This is a genomic window from Streptomyces sp. NBC_01429, from assembly GCF_036231945.1.
In the GTDB taxonomy this organism is placed as follows: domain Bacteria; phylum Actinomycetota; class Actinomycetes; order Streptomycetales; family Streptomycetaceae; genus Streptomyces.
This window is the reverse complement of sequence record NZ_CP109599.1, coordinates 1,106,168-1,128,714: the sequence shown is the minus strand read 5'-3', so window position 1 is coordinate 1,128,714 and position 22,547 is coordinate 1,106,168. Positions and strand designations below refer to the sequence as shown.

The following is a 22,547-nucleotide window of genomic DNA, read 5'->3' as shown; positions in this document are numbered from 1 at the left end:
CGAATGTCCCCCGCTCATGAGCACGAGCCCCTCGACCCCCAGGTCCTGGACAAGCTCCGCCGTATCAGCACCGCCACGCTCGCCACCCGGCTGTTCGCCGTCGGCCTGCGACAGCAGTTCCTCGTGGGGATCGCCCCGCTCAACCCCGACCTGGACGGATTCGTCGGCGAGGCGTTCACCATGCGCTTCATCCCGGCGCGCGAGGACATCGACACCCTCGAAAGCCTGCCCGGCGAGGACAACCTCCAGTGGCTGGGGGTGGAGAGCCTCACCGAGGGCCAGGTGCTCGTCATCGACAGCCGCAGCGACATCTCGGCCGCCTCGGCCGGCGACATGCTCGTCACCCGCGCCCTGCACCGGGGCGCCGCGGCCTTCATCACCGACGGCGCGTTCCGGGACGGACACGTGCTGCGGACGCTGCCCCTGCCGACCTACGCGCGCGCCGTCACCGCCACCACCCGCCTCACCAGTTTCCATGTCGCGGACCTCCAGGTGCCCATCGGCTGCGCCGGCGTCGCCGTCTACCCCGGCGACGTCCTGGTCGGCGACCGGGACGGCGTGATCGTCGTCCCCCGCTATCTGGCGCCGCGCATCGTCGACGAGGCGCTGGAGCAGGAGGAACTGGAGGCGTATCTGCACACCCGCGTCCACCAGGGAGAGCCGCTGCTCGGCGGGTTGTACCCGCCGAGCGACGAGACCAAGGAGCAGTACCGCCAGTGGAAGAGGACCCGCGCATGACCGCGACGCCGACCCCGCCCCCGCCCCCGGTCCCGGTCCCGTTCCGGGATCTCGCCGAGCCGGAGCGCCGCGCGTGGATGGAGGCCACCATCCGTACGTACTTCGACGGCTGCAACGAGGCCGACGTCGAGAAGATGGCCGCCACCTTCCACCCCGACGCCGTCCACTACTTCCCGCCCGGACTCGACGGCCCCTGGACCGGCGCCCGCACCATCGCGGAGAACTGGCGCCGGCTCACCCTGACCATCGGGTCCGCCTGGACCATCGACCGGCTGGTCGCCGACCCGGTGGCCCATCAGGCCGTCATCGAGTGGACGCACTACAAGACGCGGCAGGACGGATTCCTGCGCGGCGACGAGTGGTACGACTTCGACCCCGTCACCGGTCTGATCACCGAGATCCGCGCCTACTACGCCGCCCGCTCCGACGGACGCGACCACGTCGAACTCGAAGGGTTCGACTACGCGGCGCGCGGCTATCACCTGTCCTGCCCCGTGAACCGTCCCCACCCCGACGCCCAGTACTGAACCGAGGAGACCCGCATGACGTCCGCCACCCGGCCCGAGAAGCCCAAGCCGTTCGCCACGGCTCCCGGGGAAGCCACCCTCGACCGCATCTCCGCCGTCCAGGTCTCGCTCGTCCGGCTGCCCCTGCACGCCCCGATCAGCGACGCCAAGGTACTGACCGGCCGTCAGAAGCCGCTCACCGAGATCGCGTTCCTCTTCGCGCGCATCACCACCGAGGGCGGCCACGAGGGGATCGGATTCGGCTACTCCAAGCGGGCCGGCGGCCCCGGCCTGTACGCCCACGCCCAGGAGATCGCGCCCGAACTCATCGGCGAGGACCCCAGCGACACCGGTCGGCTCTGGCAGAAGCTCGTCTGGGCCGGCGCCTCGATGGGCCGCAGCGGCCTCACCACCCAGGCCGTCGCCGCCTTCGACATCGCCCTGTGGGACCTCAAGGCCCGCCGCGCCGGACTGCCGCTGGCCAAACTGCTCGGTGCCCACCGCGACTCCGTACGCTGCTACAACACCTCCGGCGGCTATCTGTCGATGCCCCTCGACCAGGTACGGGAGAACACCAGCCTCTCCCTGTCGCGCGGCATCGGCGGCATCAAGATCAAGGTGGGTCAGCCGGACACCAAGGAGGACCTGCGCCGCGTCCAGGCCGTCCGTGAGCACATCGGCGACGACGTCCCGCTGATGGTCGACGCCAACCAGCAGTGGGACCGCACCACCGCCGTCCGGATGGGCCGCGCGCTGGAGCGCTTCGACCTCACCTGGATCGAGGAGCCCCTCGACGCGTACGACGCCGAGGGCCACGCCGCCCTCGCGGCGACCCTCGACACCCCCGTCGCCACCGGCGAGATGCTCACCAGCGTCGCCGAGCACACCGGCCTCATCATGTCCGGCGCCGCCGACTTCATACAGCCGGACGCACCACGCGTCGGCGGCATCACGCCCTTCCTCCAGATCATGGCCCTCGCCGACCACAAGTCCCTCGCCATGGCCCCGCACTTCGCGATGGAGATCCACCTCCACCTCGCCGCCGCGTACCCGCGCACCACCTGGGTCGAGCACTTCGAGTGGCTGGAGCCGATGTTCAACGAACGCCTGGAACTGCGCGAAGGCCGCATGGTCGTGCCCAGCCGCCCGGGTCTCGGCCTCTCGCTCAGCGACCAGGCGGCCGCGTGGACCTCGGACGAGGTCACGGTCACGGGCTGACCGCTCCCGTACGGCCGCGGAGTGAACGGGTCCATACCGGGTCCGTACCGTTCCTCGCGCGGGGTGTTGACGTGTGTGCGTTCTGTGATGGAGCATCAGTCGCCCCGCCCGATCGGGGCAGTTGAGCGCCGTGGAAGCGAAGGAGCCGGTCATGGGTGGAACAGCGAAGACCGACGGCCCCGCAGCCGGTTCCTGAACGGATCGCCGTGTCGGGCCGTTATCTCGACGTCGATGAACTGACCCTGCGGGCAGAGGCGTTGGCCTCGGCCCGTCCCGACCTGGTCGGCCTGCGCCGGATCGGCTCCTCGCGTTCCGGGGAGCCGATCCGGCTGCTCTCCGTCGGCCGGGGGAGCCGCGACGTACTGGTGGTGGCCGGGCCGCACGCCAATGAGCCGGTCGGCGGTGTCACGGCGCTGCGGCTGGCCCGCTATCTGTGCGGGGCGTCGAAGCCGTCCGGCTCGGGCCGGCGGTCCGGGCCCGCCGATACGGCCTGGCACTTCGTCCTGTGCGCCGACCCCGACGGCGCCCGCCGCAACGAGCGGTGGATCAAGGGTCCGATGACCCTCTCGCACCACTTCCGCAACTTCTACCGCCCCGGCTTCGCCGGGCAGCCGGAGTGGCTGCCCACCGAACCCGGCGCGGCGGCGCTGCCGGAGACGGCCGCGCTGCTCGGTCTCCAGGACGAGCTGCGGCCGTATCTCCAGTGCTCGCTGCACGGCGTGGACGTGGGCGGCACCTTCGTCCAGCTGACCCGGAGCCTGCCCGGGTTCTCCGGTCATCTGACCGGATCCGCCCGCGACCTCGGCATACCGGTGGAGCGGGGACCGTACGACGCCTTCTTCTGGCCGAGTCCAGGACCGGGCGTCTTCGACATGCCGCGCCCCAGGGAGACGGACCAGTTCGCCTCGCTGCCCGCCGCCACGGCCACCTCCACCTGGGCCCATCCGCACCGGTACGGGACCGTGACCGCGATCATCGAGTCCCCGATGTGGGCGGCCGACGCGGTCGCCGACACCTCCCGCCACCCCGATCCGTACGCCGCTCTGGAGACCATCAGCCGTACGCTCGCGGCGGAGACGCGGTATCTGTCCGGTCTGCTGGAGCGCGTACGGCCCGGCCTTCCCGACAGCGCCGCGCCCCTGCTCACCCCGGTGGCCGAATTCCTCGCCGTCTCGGCCGACCTGGCCGGGGAATGGTCGCCGGACGTGGCCCTCGGCGCCTCCGGCGCGCTGCCGCCGATGAACCGCGCACGCGTCATGGCGCTGCGGATCGCCGCGCGCCGGCTCATGATGCGCTCGGCCGGGCTGCTCCACCAGATGCTCGACGACGGCGGCGAGGGCGCGCGGGGACACCGGCTCGTACGGGGGGCGGCGCCCGAGGTACGCGCCGAGCTGCAACGTTTCCTCACCGAGGGATGCGAGGCGTTCGAGGCCGACTGCCGCGTCCGCTGGATACCCGTCAGCGACCAGGTCGAGCACCAGTTCAGGGTGGTACTGGCCGCAGCCGAACTGGCCGCGCGGACCTCGCGGACCGCGCCGGCCCCCGAGGCGGCGGACGACGGCCCACCGGACGGCGACATTCCGCGGCCGAGGGCGGTACGGGCGTGACACCGGCCACCGGACCGGGGGCGGGACGGCCCGCCCCGGCCGCGCCGTCCCCTTTACTCCTCAAACGGCCGATGCGCAGTCGAACGGCGAAAATCGTGCGGAATCAAGGCCATCGGTGGCCTCGCGGGGCTACCCTCGACACTTGACCTGCGCACTGTTCGAGAAGATCCGAGAAGTCCGAGAAGGGAAGGGATGCCGGTGTACCGGCCGCAGCACACGGTCACCCTCCCACTGCTGGAGCGTGAACCCGAACTCGCCGCGGCGGCCCACGCCGTGGACGCACTGTGCGGACCCTCGCCCACCGGCGGGCTCCTCGTCTACCGGGGAGCGGCCGGCCTCGGCAAGACGGCGCTGCTCACCGAGGTGCGGCGGCTGGCCGCGGGGCGCTGCGCGGTATGGAACGCGCGAGGCGGCGAGACCGTCACGCCCGGCCCGTTCGATCTCGTACAGCAGCTGCTCCGAACCGTCCTGACGCCGGATCAGCCGCACGACCGGGCAGCCGGTCCCGCCGGCGCGTCCGGCCCGAGCGGCGTGAGTGACGCGCACGCGGAGCACGACAAGCGCGCGCCCTCCCCGAAATCGCCGGCGGGAGGGGCGGGGAACATCCGGGAACTGCTCGGTGACCGCTACGAGATAGTCGGCCCCGCCCTCGGCGTCACACCTCCCGGCGAGCAGCACGCCGACCCGCAAGGGGTCAGGGACGGGCTCGACGCGCTGGTCGAGCGGCTCGCCGCGACCCACGGTCCGCTGCTCCTCATCGTGGACGACGCGCAGTGGGCCGATCTGGAGACGCTCTCCTGGCTCGCCTCCTTCGCCCGGCGCCTCGGGCGCGGGCTGCCCGTCCTCGTGGTGGTGGCCTACCGCACGGAAGAGGCCGTCGGCGAGACCGAGCGGTATCTGCGGACCCTCGGCATCCATGCCCGACTGCTGGTCACCCTGCGCGAGTTGACCGGCGAGGCCATCGCGGCCCTCACCCGGGCCGCGCTCGGCGAGCACACCGACGACGTGTTCTGCCGCGAGGTGTGGGCGGTCACGGGCGGCAACGCGTACGAGACGGTGGAGCTGCTCGCCAAGGTGAGCGACAGCGGGCTGCGCCCGGTCGAGGAATACGCGGGTGAACTGCGCGCCCTGGGCGCCTCCGCGCGGGGCACCGGTCTGATCACCCGGCTGGAGAAACTCGGCACGGCCACCACCCGGTTCGCCTGGGCCGCCGCGATCCTCGGCACCGACATCTCGCTGGACCTCGCGGTCTCGCTCGCGGGCATGAACCACGAAGAGGCCGCCGAGTGCGCCGAACGGCTGCGGACCGCGCGCATCCTCGTGGGCACCGACCCGCTGGAGTTCGTCCATCCGCTGATCGCCGGATCGGTCTACCGCGCCATCCCGCCCGGCGTGCGCACCGCGATGCACGGCCTCGCCGCCTGGGCGGTCTCCCGCAGCGGCCGGGGAGCCGCGGCGGCGGCGCCGCACCTCCTCGAAGTGCACCCGGACGGCGACCCCGAACTGGTCGAGCAGCTGCGCGAGGCCGCCGCCGAGCACCTCGCGGTCGGCGCGCCGGACGCCGCCCGCCGGTGCCTCGAACGCGCCCTGCTGGAACCGCCGTTGTCCTCCGTACGTACCGTCCTGCTGTACGAGCTGGGCTGCGCGACGCTGCTCACCTCACCGGCCACGACCGTCGACCATCTGCGGGCGGCGCTCGACACCCAGCAACTGGACGATCCGCTGCGGGTGGACGTGGTCTTCCGGCTCTCCCAGGCGCTCACGCACAACAACCAGACCGGTGACGCCGCCCATGTGGTGGCGGCCGAGGCGGCCCGGATCCCTGAAGGCCCCGCCAGGATGCGACTCCAGGCCGCGCACTTCCTGTGGGAGGGCGTGCAGGCCATCGAGGACGACGGCCCCGACCGCTCGCGCCGGCTGGCCAGGATGGCGAGCGGGCTCGGCGGGCGCGGCAACACCGAGCGCGTGCTGCTGATGCTGCGCGCCTTCGACGGCACGGCCCGGGGCGAGAGCGCCGAGGAGGTCGTCCAGATCGCCGAACGGGCCCTGGTGGACGGCGGATTGCCGGCCGGTGTCGGCTGGACCGACACCGCGTGGGGCTTCGAGCCGCCGGCCCTGCTCGGTCTCTCCTACGCCTTCGCCGACCGGCTCGACCGCGCCGAGTCGCTGTTCACCGAAGCGCTGCGCGCCTTCGAGATCTCCGGCTGGAGCGGCGGCCATCTGGCCTTCGCCCACGCCCTCGTCGGGTACGTCCAGCGCAGGCGCGGCCGGCTCGCGGACGCCGAGATGTATCTGCGCGAGAGCCTGCGGCTGGCCGACCGCGTCGGCAACGGCCTCCCGATGCACTGGGACGCGGCCTGCATGCTCATCGACACCCTGCTCGCGCGCGGCCATGTCGACGAGGCCGCGGCGGCCGCCGAACGTTACTCGTTCGCCACGCCGTACTCCTCCTCGATCGTTATTCCTGATGCTCCGTCAGTACGGGGAAGGCTGCTGCTCGCCCTCGGTCGCAAGGACGAGGCGATCTCCGAACTCGCGGCGACCGGGGAGGCGTTGGCCGCGCGTGGTCGGCACAGCGTCGTCATGGCGCCGTGGGCCCTCGACCTGGCGCGAGCCGTCGCGGAGGACGATCCCAGGCGCGCGGCGCAGCTCGCCTCGTACGCCCGCGACCGGGCGGAACGTTTCGGTACGCACACCGCCATCGGTGTGGCGCTGTGCGGCGCGGCCGCTCTGAAGGAGGGCCCGGCCAAGATCGAGCTGCTGGCCCAGGCCGTCGCCCATCTCGAAGCCTCGCCCTGCCGGTACGAGCTGGCCGTCGCGCGCGTCGAGTACGGCATCGCGGCCGGCTTCCCCGCCGAGCTGGGCTGGGGCCTCGAACTGGCGGAGAGCTGCGGCGCGGACGGTCTGGCGGACCGGGCCCGGCGCGCGATGGAGTCCCGGCACGCGAAGCGCTGACCGGCGGTCGCGTGCCGGGCCCGGGTCCCGGATGTGTGGCGTCGGGCGCCTGGCGGGTTCGGCTGACGCCGGGGGCCGGGGGCCGGTATGTGGCGTGGCGGCCGGTGCCGGGCCGCGCGGGGACAGCCGTCCGCCGAGCGGTACGCTCGCACTCTGGCCGTCTGCCCCCGCCCGCGCTGTCCCAGGAGACCGGAACCCTTGTCCGAGCTGCCCGCCCCCACCACCCCGGGTGCCGTCCCCGCCCCGGCCCTGCGGGCCGACTGCGACAACTGCTTCGGACTGTGCTGTGTCGCGCTCACCTTCTCGGTCTCGGCGGACTTCCCGGTCGACAAGAAGGCCGGTGAGCCCTGCCGCAATCTGCGCACCGACTTCCGCTGCGGTATCCACCGCGAGCTGCGCGGCAAGGGCTTCCAGGGCTGCACGGTGTACGACTGCCTCGGCGCCGGCCAGAAGGTCTCCCAGGTCACCTTCGGCGGCCGGGACTGGCGCGAGGCCCCCGAGAGCGCCGAGCGGATGTTCGCCGCGCTGCCCGTGATGCGGCAACTCCACGAGCTGCTCGGCTATCTGAACGAGGCCCTGGCCCTGGAGCCGGCCCGCCCCCTGCACCAAGAGATCGCCCGCGCCCTGGACGAGACCGAACGCCTCACCCTGACCGGCCCCGAGGCGCTCCTGGAGCTGGATGTGGCGGCGCGCCGCGCAGCCGTCAACCCCCTGCTGCTGCACACGAGCGAGCTGGTACGGGCCCAGGTGCGCGGCAAGGGCAAGCGGAAGAACCACCGGGGCGCCGACCTCTTCGGCGCGCGGCTCAGGGGCGCGGACCTGCGCGGCGCCGATCTGCGCGGCGCGTATCTGATCGCCGCTGATCTGCGCGGCGCCGATCTGCGACAGGCCGATCTGATCGGGGCGGATCTCCGGGACGCCGATCTGCGCGGCGCCGATCTGACCGGTGCCTTCTTCCTCGTCCAGCCCCAGCTGAACGCGGCGAAGGGGGACCCGGCCACCAGGATCCCGCCCTCGCTCACCCGCCCCGGCCACTGGTAGAGCGGGCCGTCCCGTTCGCCGGTCCCGTCCGGTCTGCTCCGGTCCAACCCGGTCAGCTCCAGTCCGCGTGTGTCACCCGAGCTGGTCCCGGCGCCGCGCCGACCGTCGTACGAGAAAGAGCCAGACCGCGGCGAGGCAGGAGCCGCCGATGAGGCCGACGGGCAGCAGACGCGAGGATCCCGATTCCTCCCCGTCGCCCGCGGCCCGCGCCTCGGCGACGTTCGCCGCCGGTACCGCCGAACCCGCGGGCGCCGTGCGCAGCGCCTTCGCGACCGGCCCCTTCACCCCACCCGCCGGTGCGGTCTCGTCCGGCGATACGGGAGGCAGCGGCGGCAGGGGCGGCGCGGGCGGCTGGAGCGATCCCACGGGGGAGACCCGGCGCCCGGCCGAGAAGCCCCAGTCCAGCAGGGACCGCGCCTCCTCGTAGACCGCGTAACCGCCGCCCGCCTGCGGGTTCATCACCGTCACCAGCAGCGTGCGGCCGCCCTGCCTGGCCGCCGCGATCAGGGTGTTGCCCGCGTCGGAGGTGTAGCCGTTCTTGACGCCGATCAGCCCCGGATAGGGCGCGACCCCGTCCTCGCCGCTCAGCAGCCGGTTGGTGTTGATGATGCCGAACGTGCCGCCGCCGTCACCGGGGAACTGCGCGTCGACGGTCGAGCTGTACCGGACGAAGTCGGGCGAGGCCAGCCCCGTACGCCCGAAGACCGCCAGATCGTAGGCGGAGGTCACCTGACCCGGCGCGTCGTATCCGTCGGGGGAGACGACATGGGTGTCCAGCGCGCCCAGCAGCTTGGCCTTCTCGCGCATCTGGGTGACCGTCGCGTCCCAGCCGCCGTTCATCTCGGCGAGCGCGCGCACCGCGTCGTTGCCCGAGCTGAGGAAGACTCCTCGCCACAGGTCGGCCACCTCGTACGACTGGCCGGGCACGACCCCCACCAGACTGCTGCCGGGGCCGATGTCGTCCAGCTCCGACTCGCTGACCGTGTGGTGGGCGTGTTGGGACAGATGAGGCAGGGCCGTGACGGCGAAGAGCGTCTTGAGGGTGCTGGCCGGGGGCAGTTTGAGGTGCGCGTTGTGGGCGGCGAGCACCTCACCCGTACGGGCGTCCGCGACCAGCCAGGACAGTGCGGACACATCGTCGGGCAACGCCGGCGCGCCCCGCGCGGGCCGTACCTGTGTCCCCTGCCGGTGGAGCAGCGAGCCGTCCGCGGGGGCGGCCGGGGCGGCGGGGGCCGGTGGGATGTCCGGTGCTGCCGAGCTGCGGGAGGCGGACGCGGCAGGTGCGGCGGAGGAGGGGGTTCCCGCGACCGCGGGGGCGCCGGGCAGGCCCGGCGCCCGTACGACCGGATCGGTACCGGCGTCCGCGGCGGCCGGGGTGGCCGCGGGCAGCAGGACCAGCAGGCCGGTGGCGACGGCCACCGTGCCGGAGAGCGCGGAGCGCGTCACGGATCTGATGATCATTCGGCCACGGTAGGAACAGACTGTCCACCGCGCCCCTCGCGTGAGCCGACCGGATGTATCCCCGTCCGACCGGTCGCGGCGGTGGCCTGCACCCGATCGGGTGAATTCGGGTGCGCTCGGCTCTCTCCGTCGACCGGCGGCCGGTCGTCAGCGGTCCCGTGGTCAGCGGCCGTGGTCAGCCGGAAGCCGGAAGCCGCCGGCCGTCCGCCGTCAGCGCTCTGCGGCCTGGGCGGGCTCCGCGGCCGGGGCCGACTCGGCCGCCATCGCCGTGATCTCGGCGCCGAGCACGTCCAGCAGCTTCAGTTTCTCGGCCGCTTCGGTCCCGGGGGCGGCCGAGTGGGCGACGATACGGAGATCGCAGCCCGGCACGGTGAAGGTGTCGCAGTCGACCGTCAGGGGGCCGATGTCCGGGTGGTGGACGGTTCTGACGCCGGTGTCGTGCGATCCGTCGATCCGGGAGTTCCACAGCCCACCGAACCGGTGGCTCACCCGCCGCAGCTCCCCGATCAGGAAGCGGAGGCGCACATCGGTGGGGTAGTGGACCGTCGCGGTCCGCAGGTCGGCGACGAGGGCGGCCTCGAAGCGCGCTTCCTGTTCCGGGGTGTACGCGATCCGGCTGGGCTGGCCCGTGAAGTGGTGCCAGGCGGCGTTGCGGCCCCGGGGGGAGATCTCCGCAGGATCGCCGAAGAGCGCGGCCCACAGCGGATTCCAGGTGATCAGGTTCCAGGAGGCGTCGTGGACGCCGACTGGGGCCCCGGCGAGCCGGCCGAGCAGCCTGCGCACGCTGGGCGGGACGAGGTCCGAGACCCGCCCCACGGCGGGCGGGGACTGCCCGGCGAGAAGGAAGAGATGTCTGCGTTCGTCGTCGGAGAGCCGCAGGGCGCGCGCCAGTGACGTCAGCACCTGGACGGACGGGGAGGTGGCCCTGCCCTCCTCCAGCCGGCCGAGATAGTCCGCGGGCAGCCCGGTGAGCTGCGCCAGCTCCGTCAGCCGCAGTCCCGCGGCACGGCCGGACTCGTCGGCGGGCAGCCCGGCCTCGGCCGGTGCGATCCGGTCACGCCAGCGGTGCAGGGCCGTGCCCAGCTCTCCGTGTCGGGTCATGGAGTCAGTATCGGTGCGTACGGCGCGCTCCGCCTGATACCGCCGAGTACCTTCCGGTATTCACCGTTCTGCGCCGTGCTTTCCTCCGTCCCGCAGCGCACCTGGTTCCACATGGTCGGGAAAGATGACCGGAAGAGGCCCTCTTCCCGAACGGCATTGGCCCCAACCGTCGTTGCGAGTAGTCGCCAACCACTCCCACCTGGCCGGGATCCCGATTACGGTTGATCGCGAAACGTGGCGCGGGGTCTTCTCGGAGGTTCCGCCCGCAGACCGGGGAGCGGGGGAGCGGACATGCTGGATCCCATGTCACTGGCGGCGATCACCGCTGTGCTGGGCGCAGTGGGCCTGGGGATGGCCAATGAGGCCGGGAAGTGGGCCTGGGAGTCGGCCGGCGGCCTGGTCCGGCGGATCGCGGGTCGTGAGGTGACCGCACCCGCCGGCCCCGAGGAGCTGTCGGCCGTGGCGCGGCTGGTCCACGAGGGAGTGTCGCGCGATCCCGCGCTCGCCCGCGCCTGGGCGGCCTTCGCCCGTACGGCACCGGGCCCGGGGACCGCCGATTCCATACCGTCGCTGCCGCCGTCCGTCCGCTTCTTCACCAACCGTCAGACCGCGATGCGCCTGCTGCGCCGGGAGGCCACGCGCAAGGCCGACGGGCGGCCGAAGGTCGCGGTGGTCCACGGCCCCGAGGGCATCGGCACGAGCACGCTCGCCATCCACTGGGGAAGCCGCGAGGCGGACCTCTTCCCGGGCGGCATGCTCTACGCGGATCTGCGCGGCGCCTCGTCGGGGACCGCTCTGGACCCCTCGGCGCTGCTGCGCGGCCTGCTCGCCGACCTGGGCATGAGGGACGAGGAGATACCGCGGGACACGGCGGGCCGCAAGGAGTCCTTCCGGCGCTGTGTGGCCGACCGCCGTCTCCTCGTCGTGCTCGACCACGCCCACTCGGCCGCGCAGATCAGGGCCGTGCTCACCTCCGCGCCCGGGGTCTTCACCCTGGTCGTCGCGCGCCGTCCGCCGACCGGTCTCGACGCGCTCGCGATCCCCGTCGGACCGCTCTCCGACAAGGACGCGCTGCGGCTGCTCACCGACCTCGCGGGGAAGCGCGCCATGGCCGAGGCCCGTGCCGTGCTGCCGCGCGTGCTGGAGCGCTGCGCCGGCTCGCCGTACGCGCTGCGTGCCGCCGTACCCCGGCTGACCGGTCCGGGCGCTCCGGGCGGTCCGGGCGAGTTCCGCGCGCAGTCCGGCACCCGCCGACCGGAGGAGGCACCCACCGTGTCCGAAGCCGACCCCGTCCGCGTCGCGGTCGAGAGCGCCTATCGCGCGCTGGAGCCCGGCGTCGCCAGGGTCTACCGGCTGATGTCACTGCGCGAGTGGCCGGCGTTCGGCCCCGCCGTGGTCGCCCACACGCTCGGAATCACGGAGGCCGAAGCCGTACGGGCCCTCGGCGAGCTGGCGGACCGGCAGCTCCTGGAGCCGGGGGACACCGACCGCTACCGCTACCGTCCCGTGGTCCGCGAGCACGCCGAGTCGGCCGCCTTCCGCGAGGACCGGATCGCGGCCTGTGCGGCGGCCCTGGCCCGCTCGGTGCGCTGGTACGCGCGCTTCGCGGCCCGCGCCCGGCTCGCCGCGCTGCCCCGGGGGTGGGCGATCGGCCCGCTCTACGACGAGCTGCGGGAGAGCCCGTCGCCGTACGGGGGAGAGGGCGAGGCGCTCACCGCCCTGGCGGACGAGCTGGGCAATCTCGTCCAAGCGGCCCTGGCCGCCGAGGAGTCCGGAGACCCGGACTCCGTGTACCAGCTGTGCCAGGCGCTCTGGCCGCTCCAGCTCAAGGCGGGCCATCACGACGAGGTGCTGCCCGCGCTCCGGGCCGGGGTGCGGGTCGCGGAGGCCCACGGCCGGGGCACGCGGTCGGCCGGCCGGATGCACTCACTGCTCGGGCTCGACCTGATGGAGCTGCTGGAGTACGAGGAGGCCGAGGTCCGACTGCGGTCGGCGGCACGGGCCGAGGAGGAGTCCGGGCACCGGCTGGGCCAGGCGTCGGCGGTCGAGTCGCTGGGGCTGCTGAGGCTGCGCCAGTGGCGCTGGCGGGAGGCGTACGCCTGCTTCGAGGAGGCCGCGGCGGTCCTCGGGCTGATCGGCCCGCAGGACGAGGGAGCCCGCGAGGTGCCCCGCGCCCTGGCCCTGCTCGAACGGCACCGTGGCCGGGCCTTGCGCGGCCTCGGCGACTTCACCGGCGCCCACATCCGGCTGGACGCTGCGCTGCGGTACTTCCGCGCCGAGGGCGAGGCGTACAACACCGCCCGGACGCTCACCGATCTCGCGGAGACGCATCTGGCCGAGGGCGATCCGGCCGGTGCGCTGCCGCTGATCGACGAGGCCACGGCCACGCTGGACGAGGAGAGGGCCGCCTACCATCTGGTCCATCTGCGGGCCCTGCGCGAGCGCTGCCTCAGCGCGACGGAGGAGTGACAGGAGCGAGGGAGGAGTCGGGCCGCACGGCGGGAGTGACCGAGACCTGGTGGACGCGCCCGCCCGTCCGCACCGTCAGCCCGTTCGCCGCCAGGTCCGCCACCCGTAGCCCCGAGGCGAGCAGGGCGTACAGCGCCGAGACATACGCGGCGGGATCGGCGCCCGGGGAGGGCCCGCAGAGACGCAGCAGCGTCCCGGCTCCGCCTCCGCCGCGCCGGTCGGTGCCGCGCGTGCGGACCAGGCAGTCGCCGCCGTCGGTGAGGAACGCGGCCAGGGCGCAGTGCGGATGGCGGGCCAGCACCTCGGCGGTCCACTGCTCGGGACCGCCGAACCGGGGGTCGTCGGCCGCGCCGTCCCGGACGATGACATCGGCCAGGGCCAGCCGGCCGGGGTCGAGGGTGTCCTCGTGCACGGCGGTGTGCGTATCGCCCTCGCCCGCCGGCTCCGACCGCGGATCCGCGTAGCGGCCGACCTCGACCTCACCCGTCTCCCGCAGCCGTGTCACCACCCGCATCGGGGTGGACCTGACGGTCCGCTCGTACGCGGGCAGCGGCAGCGGGTCGAACAGGGCGGGCTCCCCGGGCTCCGGGATCCCGATGAGCCGGTAGAAGTGGTGGCGCAGCAGCGCCGCCGCCTCGCCCGGCACCGACGAGACCAGCTCGGCCGGCCCCGGCTCGTGCCCCGTGGGCGACGGCCGGCCGGGGCCGGGGCCGGTGCCTTCCGGCAGCAGGGCGTCGAGTTGTGTCCGCAGCGGGGCGTACGGGGAGAGCCGGGGCGCCTGCCGTACGAACGCGGCGACGGGGGACGTGGCGTCTAGCCCGGCCGCCGACGCGGCGCCCAGCAGCACGGGGGTGCCGAGAGCGGCCCCGTAGTAGCTGACGGAGCCCCCGTCCCCGATGATCACGTCCGCCGCGATGAGCGCCTGACGCCAGCTCTCCAGCGGATCCACCAGCGCCAGGCCACCGCGCCGGGCCCGGTCCAGCCAGGCGCGGATCTGCCCGGGACCGTGACCGTGCCAGATATTGGGGTGCAGCACGGCCGCCACCCGGTACTCGTCGGCGGGCAGTTCGGCGGTCAGCCGGGGCAGCAGCGTGGGCAGGACGTCGTCGGCGCCGCCGTCACCGAACAGGGAGTCCGGGTTCCAGGTCGAGTTCAGCAGGACGAGCCGCTGTCCGGGCCGTACGTCGAGGGCGCGCCGGAAGCGTTCCCGGTAGGGCAGCGCGGCCAGTATCCGGTCGAAACAGGGGTCGCCGGCGACGACGGCGGTCGGGACCGCCTCCGGGCAGGCGGCGCGCAGCCGTTCGAGCTGCTCGGGGTGCGAGAGGACCAGCGCGTCGGCGACGGGGGAGCCGTCCGCGAGCGCCCACTCGCGGGACAGCCCGAAGACCGGCGGCGGCACGGCGGCAGCGGGCGCGACAGGCACGGCGCTGTCGGGCGAAAGGCGTCCGGTGTCCGGTGTCCGGTGTCCGGTGTCCGGTGTCCGGTGTGGCCAGCCTCTTATTGTAGCCAACACCGTGCGAGAGAACAGCCAACTTCGCGTCAAGGCAGTGCAGTTCGCCGCCGAAACTCGCCGAGATCGCCAGCTCCACCGGGAGCTCGCGCGCTTGCTCCCACGGCAGGACGGGCAGTCCGGTCCTGGCCAGCAACTCGGCCACGCCCGACTGGAACGGCGAGGATCCGGTGCAGGTGGCGAGCGCCTGCACCCGCAGATCGTCACGGAACAGCGGCAGCACATCGAGGAGCCGGGTCGCCGAGGTCACGTTGTGGACGACGAACAGCACCCGTCGGCAGCGCCCCCGGGTCGTCCACCGCGCGGAGTCGGCCCCCACCGGTACCCGTAGCCAACCGGCCCGCCCCTCACCCACTCTTCGCCCCGCGTCGTCCGTACCCGGGCTCAGATCTCCAACTCGTTCTCGATGCGCCGCAGATTGTGCCGCGCCAGCGCCAGATTGGCGCGCGAGCGGTCGAGCGCCAGGTAGAGGAAGAGCGAGCCGTGACTGGAGGACAGCGGGCGGATCAGGTGGTACTGCTTGCCGAGGGTGATCAGGATGTCCTCCACGACGTCGTCGATGTCCAGCGTGGCCAGGGTGCGCGCCTTGGCGCGCACGACCTCGGTGTTTCCGGCCGCGGCGATCTCCAGGTCGAGATCCTTCCCGCCGCCGAGGAGTCCGAGCGACATCCCGCTCTCGTAGTCGACCGCCGCCACACCGATGGCGCCCTCAATGGTCATGGCCTCTTTGAGCGCGGTCTCAAGGTTCATCGTGGGTCCTGTTTCCTCAGACTGACGGCGGTCGGTCGTCCGTAGTGGCCGAACAGCCAAGGGGACAAAAGACGCCAAGAGTGGTCACCAAAAAGCAAGTTACAGACTAGGCTACTGTGTAATCTGTCTTAAAATGAAGGGGGTGCACGTGTCAACCCTGGAGGCATCCCTGTCCAGGCTCCTGGAGACACCCGGAGTCGTCGGAGCCGCGCTGGTGGACGCGGTGACCGGACTCACCTACTGCGCGGTCGGTGACGCGCGGGCGGCCGGCGACGGAGCGGACACGGCGGAACTGGCAGCCGTGATCACCGACCGGGTGGGCCCGGCGGGCGACGGCGGCGAGCTGGAGAGCGTCATCGTGACGACCGCGCGCCACTACCACGTGGTGCGGACCGTGCGGCGCGCCGGAGACCCCTTGCTCCTCGTCGCGGCCCTGGACCGTGACCGGACGAATCTCGCGCTGGCCCTGCGGCAGTTGAACGGCCATGTGGAAGGTGTGCTGGCATGACGGCAGGCGGTCCCGGCCCCCGGGGTACGGAGCGGGGCACGGGTACGGAGCGGGACGCGGGCGCGGAAGGGGGCCGTCCGGTACGCGGCGGCTCGCCGCGCAACGTTCCCGCGCTGCTGCTGCGGCTGCGCCAGGACGGGTTCAGTGGCACCGTACGGCTCTCCGGCACCCCTGGCGGAACGATTCATCTGCGTGCCGGGCTGATCCACGCCATCGAGACCCCGGGCACTCCGTCCGTCGAGTCCGCCCTGCTCAAGTCGGGCCGCGTCGACGACGAGGGCTGGGCGGCCGGACTCACCGCCGTCCGCGACCTCGACGGCCTCGGTGCCGCGCTGGTCGCGCAGGGGCGCGTCGGCGCGGCCGAACTGGAGATCGTCTGTGCCGGGACCGTCTTCGAGGGCGCGTTCGCCCTGGCCCTCGGCGGCCCCGGCGAGTGGGAGGTCGGCGATCCGGCTCCGACCGTGCTGACCAGGCACGGTGTCGAGCCACAGGCCGTCGCGGAGGAGACGGCGCGCAGGCTGGCCCTGGTGTCCCGGCAGTGGGGATCGCCGGCGGAACTGGCCAGGGTGAAGACCCGGCCGGCCGGACGCGCCGACGTCAGGGCCGAGCGGCTGCCCGATCGCTACCGGGCCGTGCTCGCCCTCGCCAACGGCCGTCGCACGTCCCGGGACCTGGCGTTCACGCTGGGACGGGGCCTGTTCGGCGTGATGGTCGATCTGATCCGTATGAACGACCTCGGGCTCGTCCAGTGGGAGGGCCGCGCGCCCATCGGCCGGCCGAGCACCGCGCCGCGCGTCGTCGGGGACGGCCGGTCCCCGGCGCCCGCGCCGTCCCCCGTACCCGCCGCCTCGCTGCCGCGCCGCGTCCCCGGTGGACGTCCGGCACGGCAGGCCGGTGACGAGCCGCGCGTGTCCGGCGGACCGGAACCGACCGCACCGCAGGCCGGCTTATAGCGGGCCGAAGCGGCTCGGAACCGCGGACTCGCAACCGCGGACTCAGGATCGCGGACTCGGGACCCGGAAATCAGGTCCTGGGACCGAGCCCGTGTACGACGCCCCACGGCACGTCCCTCGGCCGGATCATCACCAAGGAGCGCACACCATGCACGCACACTCGTCCGCCACTTCTCCCGCCCCTCTCGTCGATGTGCTGGCCTCGCTGCGGGAGAGGGTGATGGGAGTGTCGGAAAGCGTCCTCTCCACGGCCGACGGCCTGCTGGTGGCCGCCGACACCGACACCGCCCAGCCCGAGGCGATCGCGGCTCTCGCCGCGGCGACCCTGGGGCTCGGCGCGCGGATGGCCCAGCAGGCGGACGCCGGTTCGCTGCGTGATGTGGTCATCCGCTGCGGCGGCGGTCAGATCGTCGTCCTCTCGGTGGGCGACCGGGCGCTGCTCTCCATCCTCGGCGACGAGGGCATCGATGTCGCCGCGCTCCAGCGCGAGTCACCCGCGATCGTCGAGGAACTCCTCGCTCTCCTCGCGGCGGACGTACCTTCCTGACCGCACCACCCGCCCCCGCAGGGGCCGTTCCCGCAAGGGAGCGGCCCCTGTCGCGTTTTCCGGCCGGGTGTTCGCCACTCGTACGGAAGTCGTCACGCTTCGTGCCCCGGCGGCAGCACTGCGTGCAAATGCGCGAGTGTATGCCCGATGGTGTGGCCCGTGCAGGAGGTTGCGCGAATACGCCGAAGTGGCGCGTGAGGCGGGCTAAGCTCTCGCGGAGCGCGCCGAGTTGATACGTAATCAGGCACTTGTTCCCCCAGGTTCCGTGATTGTGCGAATTATCCGACCTGAATCGACCGCCAGAGGGCTTACATGGTTCGTGTTGAAGCACCCCCGAATGATCAAGCGTCACCCATCGTGCGCGCGCTGGTACTCCCCGTCGTTCTGCTGATCGGCGCCACGGCGGCGGCGGTGGCGCTCGTGCCGGAGGACGCGCGCATACCGCTCGCGCTGTACGGCGCGTTCGCGATCGGTCTGTTCGCCTGGTGCGCACGCGAGTTGTCCCGTCGCCGGGGCACCATCGCCGCCCTGCGCGAGCAGCACGCCCACCGCATCGCCGCGCTGGAGTGGCGGCTCGCCGAGCACGACGAGGAGACGGTCCGGCTCGGCAAGGAACTGATGCCGGCCGCCATCCACCGGCTCCGGCAGGGCGAATCGCCCATGGAAGTGATGCGCGCCGTCGTGGACGGCGACGAGCGCTACCGCGAACTGCCCGCGGCGCAGCGCTCCTTGCTCCGCTCCGTACTCCAGATCGTCGATGACGAGGAGGCCATGCGCGAGTCCGCGCAGCGCTCCTTCGTGAACATCGCCCGCCGCGTGCAGTCCATCGTGCACCAACAGGCCAGCGAGCTGCGGGAGATGGAGGAGGCCCACGGCCGCAACCCCGAAGTCTTCGACGACCTGCTGCGCATCGACCACGGCACGGCGCTGATCGGCCGGCTCGCTGACAGCATCGCCGTACTCGGCAAAGCCCGCCCCGGCCGCCAATGGCCCAAGCCCGTACCGCTGTTCAGCGTGTTGCGCGGCGCGATGTCCCGGATCCTGGAGTACCAGCGCGTCGATCTGCACTCGATCGCCAAGGTCGCCATCATCGGCACGGCCGTCGAACCGCTCATCCACGCCTGCGCCGAACTCCTCGACAACGCCACCCGCTACTCGCCGCCGCAGACCCGCGTCCATGTCACCGCGGTCGAGGTGCAGACCGGCATCGCGATCGAGATCGAGGACGGCGGCGTCAGCCTCAGCGAGGAGGCGCGGGCCAGGGCCGAACGCATGCTCGCCCAGGCCCAGGCCGGCATCGACCTCAACGACCTCGGCGAGACCCCGAGGCTCGGCATGGCCGTGGTCGGCCGGCTCTGCCAGATGTACAACCTCCAGGTCTCGCTGCGGCAGTCGGCGTACGGCGGGGTCCGCGCCGTCCTCATCGTGCCGCGCGACGTCGTGACCACCGGTCCCGCGCCCGGTATCGCCCATGGCATCGGCGCCTCGGCTGGTCCCAAGGGCAGCACCAACGACCTGCCCACCACGGACATGCTCCGGCCCGCGAACCGGCCGCCCCGGCCCGTCACGGGCCCCCAGCGGACGGCCCCGGTCGTGGTCCCGGCCATGGAGGACGACATTCCCGTGGTGACCGAGTGGACGGACAACGGACTGCCCCAGCGGCGCAGCCGCGGCCGCGCCCCGCTCGGCTCGCACAACCTGGGGCTGGTGAACAACGGCCGCACGGGCGGCCGCACCTCCGCCCCCGGCGGCGTGGACGGGGCGTCCCCGGCGGGCGCGTTCGGCGCTCCGGCCCAGCGGCGGGACTCCGCCCGTACCCACGACCAGGGCGCGGGCCAGGAGGGCACGGCGGAGAAGAAGCCGGGCCCCGGTATCTGGCTCGACGCGTTCACGAAGGCGGTCAACGGCACCCCCCAGGAGCCGTCGGCCGGGACAGCACAGCCGCCGGACCGGCCAGGCGACCGCGGCGAATCCGACGATGTGTGGGGCAAGGGAGATCTGAAGTGATCCAGCAGCGGGCGAACATGGACTGGATGCTCAAGGAGCTGGCCGACGGGGTGCCGCAGATCCACCAGATCGTGGTGCTCTCCGCCGACGGGCTCAGGATCGCCCGGCACGGCGGCGACCCGGACGCGGCCGACCGGCTCGCGGCGGCCTGCGCCGGGCTCCAGAGCCTGGCCGCCGCCGTGGCCGTCGAGATCCCCGGCAGCGACGGCCGGATGCGGCTCGTCGTCATCGAGATCGGCGGAGGCTTCTTCTACCTGATGGAAGCGGGCGCCGGCGCCTACCTCGCGGTCCTCGCCGCCGACACGGTGGACGCCGGGCTGGTCGGTGCCCGGATGCGGGACATGGTCGTGCGGATCGGCGCCCACCTCACGAGCCCGCCGCGCCACGACGGGCAGGCCGGATGAATATCCCTCCCCAGCGAGAACGACGGCGGCCCGACGCGGACGTCTCGGACCCCGAGCGGCTGTACGTGATCACCGGCGGCCCCGACGGCACCGAACGCGCGTCCCTCGACCTGGTCACCATGATCGTGGCGCGGGTGGAAGCGTCGCCCATGGTCCCGCCGGAGCAGGCCAGCATCCTGCGGCTCTGCCGGGCTCCGCTGTCCGTGGCCGAGCTGTCGGCCTATCTCAGCCTGCCCTTCAGCGTGGTGACCGCGCTGCTGACCGAACTCCTCGCGACCGAGCTGGTCGAATCGCGCGCGCCCATCGTGCGCGCCGCCCTCCCCGACCGGTCCCTCCTCGAAGCGGTGATGCATGGACTTCAGAAACTCTGACACGATCACCGGCCCCCGGAGCGAGGACGTCCTGCCCACCACGGCCACCTCCGCCGTGAAGATCGTGATCGTGGGCGGATTCGGGGTCGGCAAGACGACGATGGTGGGCTCGGTCAGCGAGATCCGTCCGCTCACCACCGAGGAGACCATGACCCAGGCCGGGGTCGGGGTGGACGACAACTCCGGTGTCGAGTCCAAGACCGCCACCACGGTCGCCATGGACTTCGGCCGCATCAGCATCACCGAACAGCTGGTGCTCTACCTCTTCGGCACCCCCGGCCAGGAGCGCTTCTGGTTCCTGTGGAACGGCCTGTTCGAAGGCGCGCTGGGAGCCGTGGTGCTGGTCGACACCCGCCGCCTCGAAGTCAGCTTCGACGTGATCGGACGGCTGGAGGAGCGCGGCGTGCCGTTCGTCGTCGCCGTCAACACCTTTCCGGACGCGCCGCACCACCCCGTCGAAGCGCTGCGCAAGGCACTCGACCTGCCGGACGAGGTCCCGATGGTCGACTGCGACGCGCGGCTGCGGGCGTCGAGCCGCGATGTGCTGCTCACGCTGATGCGCTATCTGCACACGCTGGCCGCGCCGCCGCGCTGACCGGCGGACGCGGGTCCGGTGGCGCGCGGCGCGCTCCGCCCGTCCCCGTACCCGCGCCGCCGTCCCCCGGTACATCCGCACGCCCGTGCGTCCGTACCCCATAGCCCTCTTCCTCCCTTCCGGCCTCATCCCTGGAGCGACCGTGAACACCCCCTTCTCCCACCGGCCCGGGCCGGACGACCACGCCGCCCCGCCGCCGGGCTGCCCGGCCCACGGCCTGAGTTCCCACGACATGAGCGGCCTGGCCGGCCTGAACGGTACGAGCCCGGGCGGCCCCACCGGCGCCCCCGGCACCCCGCCGCCCGGCGGGCTGCGGCGGCTGTACGGGCCCGAGGCGGAGAACGACCCGATGGCGCTGTACGAGAAGCTGCGCGCCGAGCACGGTTCCGTGGCGCCCGTACTGCTCCAGGGCGACGTACCGGCGTGGCTGGTGCTGGGGCACAGCGAGAACCTGCACATGACCCGCACGCCCTCGCAGTTCTCGCGCGACTCCCGGCGCTGGCGCGCGCTGCACGACGGAACCGCGCCCCCCGACCACCCGCTGGCCCCGATCTTCACCTGGCAGCCGATCTGCGTGTTCGCGGACGGCGCCGACCACGAGCGGCTGCGCGGCGCGGTCACCGACTCGATCGCGCGCATCGACCACCGGGGCGTACGGCGCTACATCAACCGCTACAGCAACCGTCTGGTGAACGACTTCTGCCGGGACGGCAGGACCGATCTGGTCGGCCGGTTCGCCGAGCACCTGCCGATGATGGTGATGGCGCAGATCCTCGGCATGCCGGAGGAGTACAACGAACGGCTGGTGCAGGCCGCCCGCGACATGATCAAGGGCACCGAGACCGCCAACGAGTCCAACGCCTATGTGATGGCCGCGCTGATCCGGCTCGTCAAGCGCCGCAGGGCAGCGCCCGAGGAGGACTTCGCGACCTGGCTGGTGGAGCACGAGGCCGGGCTCACCGACGACGAGGTCAGCCAGCATCTGCGGCTGGTGCTCATCGCGGCGTACGAGACCACCGCCAACCTCATCGCCAATGTGCTGCGCATGGTGCTCACCGACCCGCGGTTCCGCGCGCAGTTGAGCGGCGGCCACATGACCCTGCCGGAGGCGGTCGAGCAGACGCTCTGGGACGAGCCGCCGTTCACCGCGATCTTCGGCCGCTGGGCGGTCGGCGACACCGAACTCGGCGGCCAGCGCATCAAGGCGGGCGACGCGATGATCGTGGGCATCGCGGCGGCCAACGTGGACCCGGTGGTACGGCCCGATCTCAACGCCCACATGCAGGGCAACCGAGCCCATCTCGCCTTCAGCGGCGGCCCGCACGAGTGCCCGGGGCAGGACATCGGCCGTGCCATCGCCGACACCGGGATCGACGCGCTGCTGATGCGGCTGCCGGATCTCCAGCTCGCGGTGGACGAGCGCGAACTGCGCTACTCCGGCGCGCTGATGTCCCATCAGCTGATGGAGCTGCCGGTGACGTTCGCACCCCGGCCCCCGCAGGACGTGACCGGCCCGCCGAGCCCGTCGACCGCCGTGCCGCGCCCGCAGTGGCAGGTGGAGTCGCCCCGGCCGCCGCGCTCCGTACACCCGCCGGTGGCGGGCGCCGGGGGAACGGTGACGGCGGAGGCGGCCCCGGCCACCTCGGCCGCCACGGCCACGGCCGATGCCCCTGCCGCCCCGGGCTCCGCCGCGTCGATCCCCGAGCAGCGCACGGGCAGCGCGCCGCAGCGGGCCTGGCAGGCGCTGTCCCGCTGGTGGAACGGGAACTGAAGGCGGACGGGAACCGACGGCGGACGGGAACCGAC

Annotated in this window: 19 protein-coding genes; 15 read left to right on the top strand and 4 right to left on the bottom strand. The window is 72.9% G+C overall.

Annotated elements, in window-relative coordinates; genetic code table 11:
- The first annotated feature begins 3 nt into the window (after positions 1 to 3).
- The 6 genes from OG627_RS04865 (at position 4) to OG627_RS04840 (ending at position 8,065) form a co-directional block, all read left to right on the top strand.
- Positions 4 to 738 carry a ribonuclease activity regulator RraA gene (locus OG627_RS04865; RefSeq protein WP_329061758.1) on the top strand — a complete coding sequence of 245 codons (735 nt, stop codon included), beginning with the start codon at positions 4 to 6 and terminating at the stop codon, positions 736 to 738.
- Positions 735 to 1,265, top strand: coding sequence for a nuclear transport factor 2 family protein (locus OG627_RS04860; RefSeq protein ID WP_329061756.1), 531 nt, complete (start codon positions 735 to 737; stop codon positions 1,263 to 1,265). Before OG627_RS04865 ends, OG627_RS04860 begins: the two co-directional genes overlap by 4 nt.
- Before the next feature lie 15 nt (positions 1,266 to 1,280).
- Positions 1,281 to 2,462 carry an L-talarate/galactarate dehydratase gene (locus tag OG627_RS04855; protein ID WP_329061754.1) on the top strand — a complete coding sequence of 394 codons (1,182 nt, stop codon included), beginning with the start codon at positions 1,281 to 1,283 and terminating at the stop codon, positions 2,460 to 2,462.
- Positions 2,463 to 2,617: 155 nt separating this feature from the next.
- Positions 2,618 to 4,069: a M14 family zinc carboxypeptidase gene (locus tag OG627_RS04850; RefSeq protein ID WP_329061752.1), complete on the top strand. Its 1,452-nt coding sequence runs from the start codon at positions 2,618 to 2,620 to the stop codon at positions 4,067 to 4,069.
- 192 nt (positions 4,070 to 4,261) lie between these two features.
- Complete coding sequence (locus OG627_RS04845) at positions 4,262 to 7,024, top strand: AAA family ATPase (RefSeq protein ID WP_329061749.1); 2,763 nt, start codon at positions 4,262 to 4,264, stop codon at positions 7,022 to 7,024.
- Positions 7,025 to 7,231: 207 nt separating this feature from the next.
- On the top strand, positions 7,232 to 8,065 hold the full coding sequence (locus tag OG627_RS04840; RefSeq protein WP_443073605.1) for a pentapeptide repeat-containing protein: 834 nt from the start codon (positions 7,232 to 7,234) through the stop codon (positions 8,063 to 8,065).
- Positions 8,066 to 8,137: 72 nt separating this feature from the next.
- Here the strand turns inward: OG627_RS04840 and OG627_RS04835 are convergent, their stop codons facing one another.
- Positions 8,138 to 9,526, bottom strand: coding sequence for a D-alanyl-D-alanine carboxypeptidase family protein (locus OG627_RS04835; RefSeq protein WP_329061745.1), 1,389 nt, complete (start codon positions 9,524 to 9,526; stop codon positions 8,138 to 8,140).
- A 210-nt stretch (positions 9,527 to 9,736) separates the two neighbouring features.
- The gene (locus OG627_RS04830) at positions 9,737 to 10,627 is read right to left on the bottom strand and encodes a helix-turn-helix transcriptional regulator (protein WP_329061743.1); all 891 of its coding nucleotides are present in this window, start codon (positions 10,625 to 10,627) and stop codon (positions 9,737 to 9,739) included.
- 291 nt (positions 10,628 to 10,918) lie between these two features.
- Here OG627_RS04830 and OG627_RS04825 point away from each other — a divergent pair, with 291 nt between their 5' ends.
- A complete protein-coding gene (locus tag OG627_RS04825) occupies positions 10,919 to 13,096 on the top strand; it encodes a tetratricopeptide repeat protein (RefSeq protein ID WP_329061741.1) in 2,178 nt (725 codons plus the stop codon).
- Here OG627_RS04825 and OG627_RS04820 read toward each other — a convergent pair.
- Together OG627_RS04820 and OG627_RS04815 are read right to left on the bottom strand one after the other, a co-directional pair.
- The gene (locus tag OG627_RS04820) at positions 13,077 to 14,519 is read right to left on the bottom strand and encodes a hypothetical protein (RefSeq protein WP_329061739.1); all 1,443 of its coding nucleotides are present in this window, start codon (positions 14,517 to 14,519) and stop codon (positions 13,077 to 13,079) included. The genes OG627_RS04825 and OG627_RS04820 overlap by 20 nt on opposite strands.
- Positions 14,520 to 14,990: 471 nt before the next feature.
- Positions 14,991 to 15,356: a hypothetical protein gene (locus tag OG627_RS04815; RefSeq protein WP_329061737.1), complete on the bottom strand. Its 366-nt coding sequence runs from the start codon at positions 15,354 to 15,356 to the stop codon at positions 14,991 to 14,993.
- Positions 15,357 to 15,489: 133 nt separating this feature from the next.
- Here OG627_RS04815 and OG627_RS04810 point away from each other — a divergent pair, with 133 nt between their 5' ends.
- The 8 genes from OG627_RS04810 (at position 15,490) to OG627_RS04775 (ending at position 22,512) form a co-directional block, all read left to right on the top strand.
- The gene (locus OG627_RS04810; protein ID WP_329061735.1) at positions 15,490 to 15,864 is read left to right on the top strand and encodes a hypothetical protein; all 375 of its coding nucleotides are present in this window, start codon (positions 15,490 to 15,492) and stop codon (positions 15,862 to 15,864) included.
- Positions 15,861 to 16,817 carry a hypothetical protein gene (locus tag OG627_RS04805; protein WP_329061733.1) on the top strand — a complete coding sequence of 319 codons (957 nt, stop codon included), beginning with the start codon at positions 15,861 to 15,863 and terminating at the stop codon, positions 16,815 to 16,817. The genes OG627_RS04810 and OG627_RS04805 overlap by 4 nt, the downstream gene beginning before the upstream one ends.
- Before the next feature lie 148 nt (positions 16,818 to 16,965).
- On the top strand, positions 16,966 to 17,364 hold the full coding sequence (locus OG627_RS04800; RefSeq protein WP_329061732.1) for a roadblock/LC7 domain-containing protein: 399 nt from the start codon (positions 16,966 to 16,968) through the stop codon (positions 17,362 to 17,364).
- Between the two features lie 312 nt (positions 17,365 to 17,676).
- Positions 17,677 to 19,371 carry a sensor histidine kinase gene (locus OG627_RS04795; RefSeq protein ID WP_329061731.1) on the top strand — a complete coding sequence of 565 codons (1,695 nt, stop codon included), beginning with the start codon at positions 17,677 to 17,679 and terminating at the stop codon, positions 19,369 to 19,371.
- Positions 19,368 to 19,775 (top strand): roadblock/LC7 domain-containing protein, encoded by a 408-nt coding sequence (locus OG627_RS04790; protein WP_329061730.1) that lies wholly within the window; start codon positions 19,368 to 19,370, stop codon positions 19,773 to 19,775. The genes OG627_RS04795 and OG627_RS04790 overlap by 4 nt, the downstream gene beginning before the upstream one ends.
- Complete coding sequence (locus OG627_RS04785; protein WP_329061728.1) at positions 19,772 to 20,146, top strand: DUF742 domain-containing protein; 375 nt, start codon at positions 19,772 to 19,774, stop codon at positions 20,144 to 20,146. Before OG627_RS04790 ends, OG627_RS04785 begins: the two co-directional genes overlap by 4 nt.
- On the top strand, positions 20,127 to 20,741 hold the full coding sequence (locus OG627_RS04780; RefSeq protein WP_329061727.1) for a GTP-binding protein: 615 nt from the start codon (positions 20,127 to 20,129) through the stop codon (positions 20,739 to 20,741). The genes OG627_RS04785 and OG627_RS04780 overlap by 20 nt, the downstream gene beginning before the upstream one ends.
- 142 nt (positions 20,742 to 20,883) lie before the next feature.
- A complete protein-coding gene (locus tag OG627_RS04775) occupies positions 20,884 to 22,512 on the top strand; it encodes a cytochrome P450 (protein ID WP_329061725.1) in 1,629 nt (542 codons plus the stop codon).
- The last annotated feature ends 35 nt before the right edge of the window (positions 22,513 to 22,547 follow it).